Raw genomic sequence first — 17779 nt, 5'->3', positions numbered from 1 at the left:
CTGGTATTTTATATAAATCAAGTTATCTTTATCAAAGATAGGCCGCCTCTAGTAAAAACAGTACCTCTTTGATCTGTATCAAAAATTTTAATCCTTACTGATATAATCCTTTAGGGTACTTCTAATTTCTTGAGCAGATAGGTTGTTTTCCATTGTGCCCTTTCTAGCTATGGATATTTGACCTGATTCTTCTGAAACGATTAAAACCAATGCGTCTGTGATTTCACTAAGACCAACGGCTGCTTTATGGCGCAATCCAAAACAAGCAGCAATATTTCCATTTTCACTCACAGGTAAAATGCACCTTGCTGCTACAATCTTATTGCTATGAATAATAACCGCGCCATCATGCAATGGACTTTCTTTGTTGAAAATCGCAATCAATAATCGAGCAGAAACTACGGCGTTAATCAAATCTCCAGACTCTTCATAGTATCTAAGGTCTCCATCTTTTGTAAAAACGATTAGCGCACCTGTGTTGCTTCCACCTAATGTTTGAACCGCTTTTACCACTGGTGTTACATCCACTTCTGTCTTTTTATCCGTCCACCACGGAATCATTTGCATGACCACGGCTTTGCTACCTAAGAGACTTTTTCCCATACTAAATAAAAAATGGCGAATTTCTCTTTGAAATAAAATAATCGGAACAATGGGGCTTGTAAATATGCTTAAAATAGATGCCAACAGTTTAATATGCAGTGTTTCAGCCAAATGGTAAAAAAGATGTACCATACATAAGCCTATTATACTCTTTTCCCCTACACTACCCTTAAAAAATGTATATACCCAATAGATGAAGCAACCCATTAGTACCATGTCCATGACAAGGGTAAAACCGATCTCCTTGATTTCAAAATATAATGGGTTAAGTAGCATGCCTTAAGTATTTTTTAGATTCAAAGTCAAAATAATTTACATAGAATGGACTTATAGAAATATACAAACCAGTATGATTTGTATGATTTGTATGTTTTTTTAACTAAACTTTATACTAAAAAGATATATTTTTTACTTTAAACGCAAACTTAAAATAAACTAAAAACATATAAAAAATACATTAATGATACATTGTTGGCCTAGATGTTGGAACCCTTTGTGGTCTATATAGGTTTAGTTCTGTTACTTTTATTTTACTGGATTTGTAACCGCTATTGTTTTCTAGCATCCAATCCCCAATACAACTTTTCACGCAATACATCAAAAATAGTTGTATCGCTAAATTGCACTACTTTTAATAAAAAGGGGGCTTTTTTAACCACAAGTTCTTCTTGCATAGCGATTGGAATAGTCCTTCCATCTATGGCCACCAGTATATCTTTATTATGGCGTTTCACCACGAAACTTAATAGAGCAGTATCAGCCACAACCAATGGCCGTAGGGCCAAATTATGAGGGTTGATAGGTGTAATCACCAAGCTATTTGAGTTAGTCAATACAATAGGGCCTGAGCAACTCAACGAATAGGCGGTAGAGCCTGTAGGGGTAGCAATAATCAACCCATCTGCTCGATACGTAGTAATAAATTGTCCATCTATATAGCCATCAATGGTTAGTAAATTAACTTTATCTCGTTTTACCAGTGCTACTTCATTCAATGCAAAAGCAATGGGCACATCTGAACCATATAAGGCCAAAAGTATCCGCTCTTCTAGGCTATAATCCCCTTTAAAGAAAGCTACTAATCCAGCGATGGCTTCTGCTTGGGTAGCCCTAGTTAAAAACCCTAAATTACCTGTATGAATACCCAATAAAGGAATGGCATGGTCTTTAAGATAATGGGTCGTTTCTAGAAAAGTGCCATCTCCTCCTAAGCTTATGATCAATTCTAAATCTAGTTGTAGATTCAATTGCGTTAAATCGAAACGGGGTAGTTGCGAAACCATAGACGCATCTAACAATTCAGCTAAAGTGCTAGAAATCATTACCCGTTTTTGGTACAGTTCTGCTAAAGTGACCAGTTGCTTTAAAAAATCTAGGCCAACTGGACAAATTTTTCTGCTATGTATGGCAATTGACATGAAGCTATCATACAAGATTTAAATGTTATCAAAAACAGCTAAAAAATTTAGCTATTGGTTTCCTTACCTCTATGCTGGTATAATAATGTATAAGTCTTCTTTTTCCCGTTTCATATAATATTTTTCACGAGCAAGCTGCTCTAAAAAATCAGGATTAGAGGCAAGCTCTTTTTTTTCTTTTTTAATCTTTTGAATCTGAAAAGCGTAGTCAATCGCATCTGTTTGCAATTTTTTCCAACGTTTGTACAAGCTATATTGTACAAATATATTTTGATAATCAAAAAAAAACATCCATATTGTGAAAAATAGGATCGAAATAAAATAAAAATTTAACCCTACTTTTTTAGTGGGGCGTATTGTATGTTTATAATTCATAATAAGTCCTTAAAATAAGTCAATTATTTTGGAATAATGGGAAACATGATTACTAAGTTTTAAATGCGAAAACCAGCCCAATATTTTCTTTAACACAAAGGTAACATGACCCATTTAACTACTACGGTTTAGAGAGGTGGTCTCCTTATTTTTTAGTTCTCTTTGGCTCTATCTATCAGTTTTTGATCTAAGACTTTGCTGGTGCGTGCGCCTAATTGTTTCATTTTTTCTGCTCTAGATACCAAACTTCCCTTTCCATCATATAGTTTTTTAGTCGCTTCTAGGAAGTTTTTTTGTGTTAAATCTAATTGTCGACCTATGTTTTTTATATCTTCTACAAAGGCAACAAATTTATCGTATAAGGCACCGCCTTGGGTGGCAATTTCTAAGGCATTTTGATTTTGATGGGCTTGCCTCCATAAATTTGCAATGGTACGTAGGGTGGCTATTAAATTCGATGGTGATACAATAACAATATTGCGTTCATAGGCTTCATTAAATAGCATCACTTCTTCTTGAACGGCTAGTGCAAATGCTGGCTCGATGGGTATAAACATTAAAACAAAGTCTAATCCTTGAAGGTTGTAAAGTGATTGATAGCGCTTCTCGCTTAGTGTTTTAATATGGCGCCTAATAGAGTGAATGTGTTGTTTAAGATGAAAAGCTTGTTCCGAGGAATGCGGATTGTTAAAAAACGCTTCATAATGGTTTAAAGATACTTTTGCATCAATGACAATATTTCGATCTTCTGGTAGATTAATGATTACATCTGGCTGCAATCTTTGTCCATCTTCTGTAGTAATAGAGGGTTGTATTACATATTCTCTATTTTTAACCAGTCCAGATTGGGCAAGAATATTTTCCAAAATAAATTCACCCCATCCTCCTTGTAATTTTGTATTTCCTTTCAGTGCCTTGGTGAGCCCTTCTGCTTCTTTTGTGATTTTTAGATTGAGGTCATGGAGCTGTTTTAGCTCTGTTCGTAAAGCTACATTTCTTTCCAAACTTTCTTGGTTGTACTGCGTTACCTGCTGGGAAAAGCGCTGAACTTTTTCGCTAAGTGGTGTTAATAACTGTTCCATTTGGCGTTGACTATGCTCTGAAAATTTTTTACTTTTTTCTTCTAATAGTTCATGTGCTAAGTTTTTAAAATGGATGGTTAGCTGCCTTTGAAGTTGTTCTACAGATTGTCCTTGTTCAGCTATTTTTTCCTCTAAGTGGTGGATATGGGCATGTGAAGTTGCTAATTCTTTACTAATATGCAGATATTTTTCTTGTAATGTGTTAGATTGATATTGGCATTCTTCTAAATGCTTTTCCAGATTAGCAATTGTATTTTGCAAAGTTGAAATGGTTGCTTTGCTCAGAATCTTTGCTATCCACCACCCGATGGTTAACCCAATAAGCCCTGTGGCAATAAAGTAGATTAAGAACGACATAGCGACCAAAAAATAGAAAAAATAAAACCATACTATAAAAATTTGTAAAAAGCCCATTCTCAAAATAGTAAAATAGCACCTAATCTAGAACTTTTATGTAGCTGATTTACCCTTTACTTTTAAGAATGGCTTTTTAACAAAGCTTTTTCTAAAGTAGATTTTTACTTCTTATGGAAGATAGCCAAATGGGGATATATACAAATGACCCATCTATAAAAGTAGCTTTTTTATATAAAGCTAATGGTTGTTTTATGGCAGTTTTAAACTTTAATTTCAACCTCTACACCACTAGGTAGTTCCAGTTTGGTCAATGCATCTACTGCTTTTGAACTACTAGAGTAAATATCTATCAATCTTTTATGGGTACAAAGTTGAAATTGTTCACGCGACTTTTTATTCACATGTGGCGATCGCAATACAGTATATATTTCTTTTTTACCTGGAAGTGGAATAGGACCATTCACTACTGTTTTAGTAGCTTTCACAGCTTTCACGATGCTATCTGCTGATTTATCTAAGAGCACAGCATCGAATGATTTAAGTTTGATTCGAATTTTTTGATTCATATGATTGGTGCTTATGCTACTATACCGTTATGCCTTTTGCTTTATTAATAACCGATTCTGCTAAATTTTTAGGAATAGGTTCATAATGGGAGAAAGTTAATGAAGCAGATGCCCTGCCTGAAGTAATGGTTCTCAGATCCGTAACATAACCAAATAGTTCTGCCAATGGTACGTCTGCTTTAATAATTTGTGTGCCTCCTTTACTATCCATTCCTTTCATAATGCCCCTTCTTCTATTAAGATCTCCCGTTACAGAACCTGTAAATTCATTAGGTGTAGCTACTTCTACAGACATGATAGGCTCTAAAATTACAGGAGAAGCTTTCTGTGCAGCGGCTCTGAATCCAGCCCTAGCAGCTAATTCAAAAGATAAAGCATCTGAGTCCACATCATGATAAGAGCCATGAAAGATTTTAACCCGCATGGATTCTACCGGATAGTTTGCCAATGGACCATTCTCCATAGCTGCTGTAAACCCTTTTTGAATAGCTGGAATAAATTCTTTAGGAATAACCCCTCCAATAATTTTATTTACAAATTCTAACCCCGGCTTAATAGATTCCCCTTCAACTACTTCTCTAGGCCCTATCTCAAAAACGATATCTGCAAATTTACCTCTACCACCTGTTTGTTTTTTATAAACTTCTTTATGCTCTACGGTAGCAGTAAGTGCTTCTTTGTAGGCCACTTGTGGGGCACCTTGGTTGATTTCAAGTTTAAATTCACGCTTAAGCCGATCAATAATAATTTCCAAGTGCAACTCACCCATTCCTTTCAAAATGGTTTGGCCTGTTTCACGATTGGTTTCCATCCGTAAGGTTGGATCCTCTTCCATTAGCTTGGCAATGGATAGGGTCAATTTATCCTGGTCTGCCTGTTTTTTAGGTTCAATAGAATAACCAATTACCGGTTCTGGGAAGGTGATCGCTTCCAATATAGCTTTATCTTTTTCACTTGTTAGGGTATCTCCTGTTTTAATTTCTTTAAAGCCCACTACTGCACAAATGTCTCCTGCTTGTACCCTATTGATCGGATTTTGTTTATTGGCATGCATTTGCATGAGACGCGCAATCCGTTCTTTTTTACCTGTTCTATTGTTTTGAACATAGGATCCTGCATCTAGGGTACCAGAATAGACCCGTAAAAAAGCAAGCCTACCCACAAAAGGATCAGTGGCGATTTTAAAAGCCAATGCTGTAAATGGCTCACTATTCTCTGCCTTTCTAACCATTACTTCTCCTGTGTCTGGATGGGTGCAGGCTACTGGAGGCAAATCTAGTGGAGACGGCAAATAGGCACATGCTGCATCCAATAGTGCCTGGACCCCCTTATTCTTAAAGGCAGAACCACAGAGCACAGGGGAAAAAGAGAGGTCAATAACAGCTTTTCGAATGGCTGCCCTGATTTCATCTGGTGTAATGGCATCTGGATGGTCAAAGAATTTTTCCATTAATGGTTCATCATAACTAGCTACACTTTCAATCAGCTTTTGACGCCATTCCTCAACCGTCTCTACCAAATCATCTGGAATAGGTATAAGCTGATAGGTCATACCCAAATCATCTTCATTCCAGACGATTGCTTCATTGGTAATCAAATCTACTATCCCTTTAAAGGATGCTTCACTGCCAATAGGAATTTGCAAAGGAACAGGATTGGCTCCTAGTTTTTCCTTGATTTCATTCAAGGCATTAAAAAAGTTTGCACCGGCTCTATCCATTTTGTTTATAAAACAAACACGGGGCACCTTATATTTGTCTGCTTGATGCCAAACCGTTTCAGATTGGGGTTCTACACCAGATACGGCACAAAATAAAGCAACAGCGCCATCTAAAACGCGCAAAGAACGCTCTACTTCTACTGTGAAATCTACGTGACCAGGCGTGTCAATGATGTTTACCTTGTAAGTTTGGGTCTTATCAGTTGTTTTACCCTGTATCGTAGGATATTTCCAAAATGTAGTGGTAGCAGCAGAGGTAATGGTAATGCCACGCTCTTGTTCTTGGGCCATCCAATCCATCACAGCCCCTCCATCATGTACTTCACCTATTTTATGGGTTAGCCCTGTGTAATATAAAATACGTTCTGTAGTAGTCGTTTTACCCGCATCAATATGGGCCATGATGCCTATATTTCTTAAAAAAGTTAGTTCGCTAGCCATTTATCTCAGGTTAAAGTGTGAGTAGGCTCTACTGGAACTTGCCATTTTATGGGTATCTACCTTACGCTTGAAAGCAGAACCTTCTTCCTTAGCAGCTGCAATGATTTCATTGGTAAGTTTTTCTTTCATAGTCTTTTCTCCACGGGATCTTGCATAAGTAATCAACCATTTCATACCTAAAAACACCCTTCTATCTGGCCTTATTTCAATAGGAACTTGAAGCGTAGCCCCACCAACACGTCGACGTTTGACTTCTAAAGTGGGCGTTACGTTTTGGAGCGCCTTGCGCCAAATTTCTAATCCTTCTTCTTTTGTTTTTTGAGAGACTGCTTCAATGGTATCATAAAAAATGCTAAAAGCTAGACTTTTTTTACCTCGTTCCATTAATCCGTTTACAAACCTAGTCACAAGCGGATCACCATATTTATAGTCGGGTGCTAATATTCTTTTTGTAGCTTGTTTTCTTCTCATATTATTTCTTTCACTGAAATTAATCTTTTTCTAGAGCTATTTAAATATCACCCTGTTACTTTTTTTTCGATTTTTTAGCACCATACACAGACCTACCTTGACACCTTCCACTTACACCTGAGGTATCCAACACACCACGAATAATAGAGTAGCTGACACCTGATAAATCTTTTACGCCTCCTCCTCTGATCAGAACAATAGAGTGTTCTTGCAAGTTATGACCTTCCCCAGGAATATAAGTGTTCACTTCTTTACCGGTTGTAAGACGTACTCTAGCTACTTTCTTCATAGAAGAGTTTGGTTTTCTTGGCTTCATAGTATACACTTTTATGCATACACCCCTTCGCTGCGGACATGATGCAAGTGCTGGGGACTTGGATGCAGAAGGAATTTTTTTTCTCCCTTTTCTTACGAGCTGTTGTATGGTTAACATGTACTATATTTAATTATTTATAATTTTTGTTTTAAACCTAAAGGTGTGCAAATTTAAGAAAATTATAAGCCTATATCAAAATCTTAAGAAGGCTAACAAAAAGGCCAAAAAATTGCCTATGAAAACTGACCAGCTGAATATACGTATTAATATTGACTATTTCTAATTAAGTGGCCTACTTAAGGTTCTTTGCATGGGTAAAATGTTTGGTGCTACTGAATGTCTCTATCGCAAATGATCCTTCGGTAGGGGCTAGGAAAGGTGTGCTATATCTAATAACATGGTAAGGCAATGTTTTTTTGAACAATCTTTTATCTCTTAGGTGTAGGGGTAATGGCTAAAATATACAATAAGTTTTTGTAAATTCAGTAGTCTAACTAAAATGTATTGTAAGCCTTAGCATGGTATTATTTTTTATACTAAATCTAAATCTAAATCTAAATAGAAAAACCCAGTAGATGTGGTAAGTAGTTTCCAGATGGCCTGTATTAAAATGGTCTTTGATTCTGGTGGTTTTTGTTAATTTCTAGTGGTTATGCATATGGTTTACCTCTATTTTCGCAATCAGTTTAAAGCGTCTAAGAATGGGTTGAGGCAACTGATTTTAATACATATTTTCAGTTTTCTATTGCTTTTTTTATTTGAGACTGGCTGTTATATCTGCGGTTGTAAAGATTACTTTTTGTGGCTTTATAGACAATTAACCTTTCCTTCTCTCTATCCATTGTTACTACAGCGGCCATGGACTATTATTACCTACTCTTTCATCCATAAAGGTTTTATAGATTTGTTTTGGGATATTTTTATATTATATATCTTTGCACAGAAAATACCTGCCATTACACGTTCAAAACATATCCTTCGCCTCTATGGTTTGGGACAAATAGTAGGTGCAATTGTTTTTGGTATGCTATATCACTTTTCGCCACCTTTTAAGGGCATGGCTACTGATCTTACTGGTCCTTCAGCGGCCATTTATGCTATTATGGTGGCTGTTTGTGTATCGATGCCTAATTTAAGGTTATATTGCTTCTTTTTCTCGTTGCCATTAAGATATATTGCACTTGCTTTGCTGTTGATTGCGCTTATCCATCTTCCTACGCAATATGCAGGTGCTTACTTAGCCCAGTTGGGTGGTGCGCTGGTTGGATATGTCTATGGCAAGCTTTGTAAAAATGATATGCAGAACCAGTCCTTTTTTAGTACAAATGCGCATGGTATACATAGGACCTATATGTCTGTTAAGGTTACTAAGCAGTAGGATAACTGCCATATGGAATAGCCTATATCCTTAGCCATGGAAAATCTATTCAACCAAAGTTAACTTTTGTATTTATCTCACTTTAGCAGAATGTTTTTTAGAATTGTAAAAATAGTAAGTAAGCTACTTGGAATGGCTTGTATCCTGGAACTAGTAAGAGAAAAGTTAGCTGTATTAATTTATACATTCCAGCATAGCCTGAAAAAAAAGGCCAAAAAAGTAGGCTGGATCTTGTTGATCTTTTCCACAGCTTTTATCCTATTTGGTTTAGGATTGCGGTTCTTATTACTTGGACTGGCCTGCTGGTTGAATCAAATCTTTGAGAGTAACTACATTGGGTTTTTAATGGTAGCACTTTTTTGCTTTTTAATGGTAGCAGCTGTGTTGCTTATGTTGCGCAGCCATATTAATGACCAAGTAGCTGATCAGGAAAAAATTACGGATGGCTAATGGATAACTGCTCTTGCCTCTGTAGTTGATTTTGTACAGCCCTATCCCTTATCCGAATTTTTCGGTTTGCTATAACACAATCTTGGCAACTACGATACACTATAACTTTTACTGTCTATAAAGTATCAAATTTTGACTTTTTATACATTATATGAGTGCCTTTCGTAACCTAGCAACTGGTAGATGCAATTGCTTTCTGTACTTAGTTACGGTACGGCGTGCCACATTATATCCCTCAGCTGCCAATAACCCTACAATACGCTCATCCGAGTAAGGATTTTCTTTATGCTCACTATTAATTAACTCTAAAATTCTGTTTTTAACAACTTTATTGCTAATATCTTCTCCAGTAGATCTGTTGATGGCTTCAGAGAAAAAAAACTTTAAAGGATATACACCAAATCTACCTTGTACTGACTTTTGGTTGACAATTCTTGAAATAGTAGAAGCATCCATACCAACTTTATCGGCTACATGTTGCAAAACCATCGGCTTTAATTTATCCATTTCTTCCTCTTCTGAAAAGAAAGCATATTGCAGTTGTAAAATTGCTTCCATGGTCTTTAAAAGTGTTTGACTCCGTTGACTTAGTGCTTCCATAAACCATTTGGCATGCTCTAGATTTTTTCTTAAAAAGGCAATCATCTCCTGACTTTCTATATCTTGTTTGCCCTTTTTTTCATAGGTTTCCAGTATGTTAAGATATCTTTTATTAAAGCGTGGCTTATAAACAGGGTAGTGCACCAGTTCAACGCTAAGCTTGCCTTGATTTTCTAAAATTATAAAGTCTGGAGTAAGATAATCGTTGGTATAGGTTATTCCATTATTATATTCGCCTGGTCTGGGATTAAGTCGAGCAATATGCGCCAGTGCTTTCTTCAAAAGATTTGTATCATCAAGTCCTAATTTTTTAACTATGATGTCATAGTGCTTCTTCCTAAAAGCTTCAAAACAACTACTTACCACACGCTGTGACAACTGAACGAGGGGATCTTTTTGATTTTGAACTTTCAGTTGAATTAATAAACACTCTTGTAGATTTCTGGCTCCAATACCAGGTGGATCTAAATGCTGAATAGCACTTAATACTTCTTCAACTTCTTCTAGAGAAAGTTCTAAATAATGTATTACATGAAGATCTTGTACAACTGTTTCCAAATCACATGAAAGGTAGCCATTTTGATCTAAACTACCAATTAGGTGTTCGCCTATTATATACCCTACTTTGTTTAAGTGAAGCAAATGGAGTTGTTCTCTTAACTTTTCTTGTAGTGAAACAATAGATGGCGTCCAAAGGTCACGAGTGGGTTGACCCTCTGTTTTGTATATTTTTTTATTTAAATCAATTGAACGATAATCAGAAAAATTCTGAGCAAGTTGTTCGGATATGCAAAATACTTCTTCACTTTCTACCTCTTTTGCCTCATCTAATAAAGGATTCGTGGCGACCTCTTTTGAGATGTAGTCGTTAAGTGCTATAGTAGGTACTTGCAATAACTTAACAAATTGAATTTGTTGTCCAGATAATCTTTGCGTTAGCCGTTGTTCTAATTGTAACTTCTGCATCTTACCATTCAGTTGGATTAAATAAAAACTATTTATAGATTAGATTTTACTGGGTATCTTGTATAGGTACACCGAGAAAATATGAATTTTTTTATACTATTCCTATACTAATAAAGAGAATACATTGTATCGCAAAATTAAAGAACTTTTACAATTTGGCACAGTTGGTAGTGCAATTGAAGCAAAAGGTTGGATTCGTACCAAGCGTATCAATAAGCAAGTTATATTTCTTACGATAAATGATGGCTCTTGCCAACAAAACCTACAGGTCGTTATGGCGCCATCTGCACTTCCCAAGGCACTCCTGAATCAACTGATTACAGGTGCTAGTATTGCAGTATCTGGCAATCTTGTGGCTTCAAAAGGCAGCAATCAATTGGTGGAATTACATGGTTGCCAACTCACCCTATTAGGTGATGCTCCAGGCTACCCCTTACAACCCAAAGCCCATTCGTTAGAATTTCTACGCACATGGCCACATCTTCGTTTTCGGACCAATACTTTTGGTGCTGTCTTTCGCATTAGACATGCCGTTAGTTATGCCATTCACCATTTTTTTCACGAGCGTGGTTTTTTTTACCTGCACACGCCTATTATTACTGCAGCTGATGCAGAAGGTGCAGGAGAATTATTCCGTGTAACCAGTCTGGATATTGCCCGCTTACCTAAAAATCTAGATGGTAGTATTGATTTTAGAGAAGATTTCTTTAATCACCCTACCAATTTAACCGTCTCTGGACAACTTGCTGCAGAAGCAGCTGCAATGGGACTAGGAGCAGTCTATACTTTTGGTCCTACTTTTAGGGCAGAAAATTCTAATACAACTAGACACTTAGCAGAATTTTGGATGGTTGAACCAGAGGTAGCTTTTAATAATCTGGAAGATACTATTTCCCTTGCAGAAGCGTTGTTAAAATTCGTATTAGACTATGTACTAAAACACTGTCCCACAGAACTAGATTTTTTGAACCAACGTTTGCTTAGCCATAGAAATGAACAAAGTCCAACTGAGCTACCCCTATTAGAACGGTTGCGATTCGTATTGGCAGCGCCTTTCGCTTGTATTACCTATACAGAAGCCATTGCCCTTTTAAAGGAATCTGAATCAAACAAGCATGGTAAATTTGTCTATCCTGTTACCGATTGGGGTATGGATCTTCAATCAGAACATGAACGTTATTTGGTAGAACATTATTTTAAAAGACCTGTAGTAGTAACCGATTATCCAAAAAATATTAAAGCATTTTACATGCGACAAAATGATGATGGCAAAACAGTAGCAGCTATGGATGTGCTTTTCCCTGGTATAGGAGAAATTATTGGGGGGTCCCAAAGAGAAGAGCGCATAGACTATTTACAAAAATCAATGACGGGTATCTCTATTCAAGATTTAAACTGGTATTTGGATACTAGACGTTTTGGTACCATACCCCATAGCGGATTTGGGTTAGGGCTTGACCGGTTGATATTGTTTATAACCGGTATGGAAAACATACGTGATGTTATTCCATTTCCACGTACACCAGGCCATGTACCCTGTTAAGTGGCTTTAGTACATCTATATTGGCTCTGTCGGGTCTGTGGTTGATTTTTTCTAGTTCTCTCTTTTGTCTTAAAATTAGGGTATTGTGCGGCCATAATTTTAGCAAAGTTCCCAAAAGTAGATACCTGTTTTTTAGATCCGATTATTTGTCCTTATACCTGAAAATTTAGAAACACTACTCACTTTATATTTAGATGAAGATCCTTTTTGTTTAACTAATTCATGGCAAGTAGCTCCACTCAAAGACATAAGACCAAACAACACTATACTTGAATAATTTGCACCTTGCATATAATATTTATTATTTAATTAGTCGGCCCTGAAATACCATATAATTATTTGTTAATCAGCAAATAAATGGTTAAATTTATATATGGTTAATAACCTAGTTTTTAGGTTGTTTTGTATAAAAAGCTTGCAAAATAAGGATGAAATCTAAGAAAATAAATAATAGCCTTGAGCGTTTGTTTGAGCAACGCTTATCTAGTTTTCTCAACCCGAAACATCCATTATTCCAGTTATCTGATTCGATTCCTTTTCACTCCTTAGCATCAGATTTAGACCGCGGTTTTAGCTATGGACCTGGTCAACCTCCTTTGCCTATTCGTTTAATTATAGGTCTTCTCATTATCAGTCATATGTATAATATTTCTGATGAACAAGTAGTGGTTAGATGGGTAGAAAACCCTTATTGGCAATACTTTTGTGGATATGATTATTTTCAGTTTAAGATGCCTTGTAACCCCAGTTCATTGACCCGTTGGCGCCATAGATTAGGTCAAGAAGGTCTCAATAAGATTTTATCTATGACTATATACTTAGCGCTAAAAAAAAAAGTAGTGACCCGAAAAGAACTTGAAAAAGTTATAGCTGATACTACTGTAATGGAGAAAAATATCTGTTACCCAACTGACTCTTCTTTGCTTAATAAATCCAGAGAAAAATTGGTCAGTATAGCCAAGAAAACAGGTATTAAACTGCGTCAAACTTATCAGCGTTTAGGTCTATCTATCAAACGTAAAGTTGATTGCTATGCTCATGCTAAACAGTATAAACGTTTATCTAAAGGCATTAAAACATTAAAAACCTATCTTGGTAGAGTAGTCAGAGATGTAGAACGTTCTATACAATCCTCTGATGATCTAATACGGAATCAATTTACCAATCTACTATCTATAAGTAAAAAACTTATAAACCAATCAAAAAAAGTAAAGATAAAATTTATAGCATCCATGAACCATCCGTCTACTGTGTAAGTAAAGGTAAGTCTAAACATCCTTATGAGTTTGGTTGCAAGGTACAATTTACAGTAACGCAATTAAAAAAAGGTTTAATTGTTTCAACAGAAGCAATACATCCTAATGCTTACGATGGCCATACTTTGCAGAAGTAGTTTATTACAAGCCGAGCAATTATCTGGTACCTAAAGTAAAGTATGGCTTTTGTAGATAAAGCCTACCGGGGTAATAATATACCTGTTAGTGAATGTAATATATTTATAAGTGGTTCTAAAAGGGGAATAACGCCTGCTCTAAAAAAAGCTATAAAAAGAAGATCTTCTATTGAACCGCATATTGGTCATATGAAATCCGATGGTAAATTATCTGTTAACTATTTGAAAGGTATTCTAGGAGATAAACTTAACGTTATTTTATGTGCTATTGCTCATAACCTACGACTGATTACAAGAAAGTTATTCTTAACACACTCACAATCACATAAATTAAAACCTATATAATTAAAATTCTTAATCCAAAACCAGTTATACCTATATCTTGGGTAGGAAAAATAGAGCGCCTGCTAAACCATAAATATTGTAAAAAAAGATCCATTCAATAAATTTATTCAAAAATAATATTTCAGGGCCGACTAAATAATCGTGGTATTAAGGATATTTTTATTGCTTGTGTTGATGGATTAACAGGATTTCCAGATGCTATTAATACAGTATTTCCAAAAACGAAAATTCAGTTATGTATTGTTCATCGCGTGCCAAGTATGGCACAGACAAAGGAGATGAAAGGTTCTCCTACCAATAAAACCTTTAAGTTGGATAGCCTGAGACAGATGCTAGCGGCGTAAGCTGCTGGTATGAAGCATGTCTGACAATGCATGACCAACACCCACTTTGGGTCAGCGGGCAAATCAATAGGTCGTAATGAAAATGAACGTAATTAGTAGCGTCGTAATTACATATCTAGCAGGTATTAGTGGGAGAGCTAGAAGAAAGAAGTGCTGATCGCCTCTGATGTACGGGTAAAGGCAGCAAGATTAGTGGAAATAAAGGTGATACCACTAGTCTACTTCTCCGCGTCAAAACGGCGACATATTGAGAATGTTTGTGCAGTAACTTGGGAGATCCTTAGGTGCACATGGATTGTAATATTTATAATGTACTGGTTATAAGGTAAAAAAAATATGAAATACTAAGTACTGCATTTAAGGAAGTCGGAGGGGGCCATAATACTGATGATAGTAAGGACAACATAACCTTACAGGAAGGAAGGGCCCCTACTTTGATCAAAATTTATTAAGTATGGAGGAATTGGTGACTGCAGAGGATAAAACCTTTGCTCAAAGCGCCCTAGAAAAAGTTCGGGTACTACAAAATAAATTACATCAAGCAGCCAAGAAGGATCAAAAGAGAACATTTGGCATTCTATATGATAAGGTTTGTGAAATAGAAGTATTATGGGTTTCATGGCTTCGGGTACAAAAGAATAAAGGTGCTCCTGGGGTGGATGGCAGGACTATACTTGCAATCAAGGAATATGGTGTAATAAAATTCTTACAAGAGATTCAAAAAGAACTTCTTAGTAAGCAATATAAACCTAGCTCAGTGAAACGAGTATATATCCGAAAAAGCAATGGTAAACTTAGACCACTTGGTATACCTATTGTAAAAGATAGAGTAATACAAGGAGCGGTCAATTTGATAATAGAACCAATATTCGAATCTAACTTTCTAGAAGGATCTTATGGATTTAGGCCAAAACGCAATTGTCAAGATGCTATAAAAGCAGTAAGGAAGTGGGTAACCTATGGATATAGGACAGTAATAGACGCTGATATATCGTCTTATTTTGACACTATCAATCACGAAATTCTATTGAAGTTAATACAACGCAGAATTAGAGATAAGTGGATTATAAGAATCATTAAAGGATGGCTCGTTCATTCTGTATTCAAGCAAGATAAAACTTCTTTATCTGATAAAGGTACCCCACAAGGATCAGTTATATCACCGCTACTTGCTAATATATACCTACATAGTCTAGATAAATACTGGCGTCAGCAACATAATGAATGGGATACTCAAATAGTGAGGTACTGTGATGATTTTATAATTCTGATCAGAGATAAAGACCCATTTCCGTATATGGAATCATTAAAGCAAATGCTAAGTAAATTACGATTAACTCTTTCAGAAGAAAAGACAGAAATTACGGAAGCTGAAAAAGGGTTTAATTTTTTAGGCGTAAGGATGGTATTGAACAAAAGCAGAAGGTCTTCTGATAAACAATTTTGTTACGGTTTTCCTACAAGAAAATCCATGTCAGCATTAAGAAATAAGATCAGAAAAGAAATTGGTAGAGACTATCAACCATCCCTGGCTCATAAAATCAACTACCTAAATCCAATATTGCGAGGATGGGCTAATTATTATAATTGGCTTAATAGCGCAATACAATTTAGAAAGATAGACCGATATGTTGTTAGAAAGCTAAATCTCTGGAACCGAGTCAAACATATGGCAAAGAAAAGAAAGTATGAATGGCTATCAACCAATGAGCTACATACCCAAGGACTATACAAAGTCAGTGGTCATCTTAGCTATAGTTGGTAAGGCTTCGCATGCTGCGTGTATGTTGACATTCGCGTTGATCATCGGAAAGCCGTATGAAGGAAAACTTCACGTACGGTTTGATGAGGAGGTAGGGGAAACCGGGAAACTAGGCGCCTCTTCCTTACTCTACTTAGTCGGCCCTGAAATATTTTTTTTGAATAAATTTATTGAATGGATCTTTTTTTACAATATTTATGGTTTAGCAGGCGCTCTATTTTTCCTACCCAAGATATAGGTATAACTGGTTTTGGATTAAGAATTTTAATTATATAGGTTTTAATTTATGTGATTGTGAGTGTGTTAAGAATAACTTTCTTGTAATCAGTCGTAGGTTATGAGCAATAGCACATAAAATAACGTTAAGTTTATCTCCTAGAATACCTTTCAAATAGTTAACAGATAATTTACCATCGGATTTCATATGACCAATATGCGGTTCAATAGAAGATCTTCTTTTTATAGCTTTTTTTAGAGCAGGCGTTATTCCCCTTTTAGAACCACTTATAAATATATTACATTCACTAACAGGTATATTATTACCCCGGTAGGCTTTATCTACAAAAGCATACTTTACTTTGGTACCAGATAATTGCTCGGCTTGTAATAAACTCTTCTAGCAAAGTATGGCCATCGTAAGTCATTAGGATGTTATTGCTTCTGTTGAAACAATTAAACCTTTTTTATTGCGTTACTGTAAATTGTACCTTGCAACCAAACTCATAAGGATGTTTAGACTTACCTTTACTTACACAGTAGACGGATGGTTCATGGATGCTATAAATTTTATCTTTACTTTTTTTGTATTGGTTTATAAGTTTTTTACTTATAGATAGTAGATTGGTAAATTGATTCCGTATTAGATCATCAGAGGATTGTATAGAACGTTCTACATCTCTGACTACTCTACCAAGATAGGTTTTTAATGTTTTAATGCCTTTAGATAAACGTTTATACTGTTTAGCATGAGCATAGCAATCAACTTTACGTTTGATAGATAGACCTAAACGCTGATAAGTTTGACGCAGTTTAATACCTGTTTTCTTGGCTATACTGACCAATTTTTCTCTGGATTTATTAAGCAAAGAAGAGTCAGTTGGGTAACGGATATTTTTCTCCATTACAGTAGTATCAGCTATAACTTTTTCAAGTTCTTTTCGGGTCAGTACTTTTTTTTTAGCGCTTAAGTCTATAGTCATAGATAAAATCTTATTGAGACCTTCTTGACCTAATCTATGGCGCCAACGGGTCAATGAACTGGGGTTACAAGGCATCTTAAACTGAAAATAATCATATCCACAAAAGTATTGCCAATAAGGGTTTTCTACCCATCTAACCACTACTTGTTCATCAGAAATATTATACATATGACTGATAATGAGAAGACCTATAATTAAACGAATAGGCAAAGGAGGTTGACCAGGTCCATAGCTAAAACCGCGGTCTAAATCTGATGATAAGGAGTGAAAAGGAATCGAATCAGATAACTGGAATAATGGATGTTTCGGGTTGAGAAAACTAGATAAGCGTTGCTCAAACAAACGCTCAAGGCTATTATTTATTTTCTTAGATTTCATCCTTATTTTGCAAGCTTTTTATACAAAACAACCTAAAAACTGGTTATTAACCATATATAAATTTAACCATTT

General features: G+C 35.8%; 13 protein-coding genes and 3 pseudogenes. 6 read left to right on the top strand and 10 right to left on the bottom strand.

Features of this window, described 5'->3' with window-relative positions:
• Positions 1–87 precede the first annotated feature (87 nt).
• From CHV_RS01420 to rpsL, 8 genes are all read right to left on the bottom strand, one after another.
• On the bottom strand, positions 88–879 hold the full coding sequence (locus CHV_RS01420; protein WP_084303083.1) for a diadenylate cyclase: 792 nt from the start codon (positions 877–879) through the stop codon (positions 88–90).
• A gap of 272 nt (positions 880–1151) precedes the next feature.
• Positions 1152–2021, bottom strand: a complete 870-nt coding sequence (locus tag CHV_RS01415; RefSeq protein ID WP_051602136.1) for an NAD(+)/NADH kinase — start codon at positions 2019–2021, stop codon at positions 1152–1154.
• Positions 2022–2090: 69 nt separating this feature from the next.
• Positions 2091–2396 (bottom strand): septum formation initiator family protein, encoded by a 306-nt coding sequence (locus CHV_RS01410; protein WP_051602135.1) that lies wholly within the window; start codon positions 2394–2396, stop codon positions 2091–2093.
• Positions 2397–2548: 152 nt separating this feature from the next.
• Positions 2549–3835, bottom strand: coding sequence for a DNA recombination protein RmuC (locus CHV_RS01405; protein ID WP_034577063.1), 1287 nt, complete (start codon positions 3833–3835; stop codon positions 2549–2551).
• Positions 3836–4095: 260 nt separating this feature from the next.
• The gene (gene rpsJ / locus CHV_RS01400) at positions 4096–4401 is read right to left on the bottom strand and encodes a 30S ribosomal protein S10 (RefSeq protein ID WP_034576608.1); all 306 of its coding nucleotides are present in this window, start codon (positions 4399–4401) and stop codon (positions 4096–4098) included.
• A 19-nt stretch (positions 4402–4420) separates the two neighbouring features.
• Positions 4421–6562, bottom strand: a complete 2142-nt coding sequence (gene fusA / locus CHV_RS01395; protein ID WP_034576607.1) for an elongation factor G — start codon at positions 6560–6562, stop codon at positions 4421–4423.
• Positions 6563–7033, bottom strand: a complete 471-nt coding sequence (rpsG, locus tag CHV_RS01390; RefSeq protein WP_034576606.1) for a 30S ribosomal protein S7 — start codon at positions 7031–7033, stop codon at positions 6563–6565.
• Between the two features lie 55 nt (positions 7034–7088).
• Positions 7089–7466, bottom strand: coding sequence for a 30S ribosomal protein S12 (gene rpsL / locus CHV_RS01385; protein ID WP_034576604.1), 378 nt, complete (start codon positions 7464–7466; stop codon positions 7089–7091).
• A gap of 535 nt (positions 7467–8001) precedes the next feature.
• On the opposite strand from rpsL, the gene CHV_RS01380 reads away from it, so the two are divergent.
• The gene (locus tag CHV_RS01380; RefSeq protein WP_034576603.1) at positions 8002–8727 is read left to right on the top strand and encodes a rhomboid family intramembrane serine protease; all 726 of its coding nucleotides are present in this window, start codon (positions 8002–8004) and stop codon (positions 8725–8727) included.
• 132 nt (positions 8728–8859) lie between these two features.
• Positions 8860–9177 carry a phage holin family protein gene (locus CHV_RS01375; protein ID WP_130721306.1) on the top strand — a complete coding sequence of 106 codons (318 nt, stop codon included), beginning with the start codon at positions 8860–8862 and terminating at the stop codon, positions 9175–9177.
• A 147-nt stretch (positions 9178–9324) separates the two neighbouring features.
• Here CHV_RS01375 and rpoN read toward each other — a convergent pair whose 3' ends face one another.
• Positions 9325–10743 (bottom strand): RNA polymerase factor sigma-54, encoded by a 1419-nt coding sequence (rpoN, locus tag CHV_RS01370; RefSeq protein ID WP_034576599.1) that lies wholly within the window; start codon positions 10741–10743, stop codon positions 9325–9327.
• Positions 10744–10867: 124 nt separating this feature from the next.
• Here rpoN and asnS point away from each other — a divergent pair, with 124 nt between their 5' ends.
• The 4 genes and pseudogenes from asnS to ltrA all read left to right on the top strand — a co-directional run bounded on the left by asnS (position 10868) and on the right by ltrA (position 16133).
• Positions 10868–12286, top strand: coding sequence for an asparagine--tRNA ligase (asnS, locus tag CHV_RS01365; RefSeq protein ID WP_034576598.1), 1419 nt, complete (start codon positions 10868–10870; stop codon positions 12284–12286).
• 428 nt (positions 12287–12714) lie between these two features.
• A pseudogene (locus CHV_RS05155) lies at positions 12715–14125 on the top strand (IS5-like element ISCca5 family transposase).
• Between the two features lie 30 nt (positions 14126–14155).
• Positions 14156–14284, top strand: a pseudogene (locus tag CHV_RS05150) (transposase); the annotation flags it as partial.
• Between the two features lie 538 nt (positions 14285–14822).
• On the top strand, positions 14823–16133 hold the full coding sequence (gene ltrA, locus CHV_RS01355) for a group II intron reverse transcriptase/maturase (protein WP_051602132.1): 1311 nt from the start codon (positions 14823–14825) through the stop codon (positions 16131–16133).
• A gap of 164 nt (positions 16134–16297) precedes the next feature.
• On the opposite strand, the pseudogene CHV_RS05145 reads toward ltrA, so the two are convergent.
• Positions 16298–17707, bottom strand: a pseudogene (locus CHV_RS05145) (IS5-like element ISCca5 family transposase).
• Between the last annotated feature and the right edge of the window lie 72 nt (positions 17708–17779).

Origin of the sequence: Cardinium endosymbiont cBtQ1 of Bemisia tabaci, assembly GCF_000689375.1 — a bacterium.
Classification (GTDB): Bacteria; Bacteroidota; Bacteroidia; order Cytophagales; family Amoebophilaceae; genus Cardinium.
This window is presented reverse-complemented; position numbering and strand designations above follow the sequence as displayed.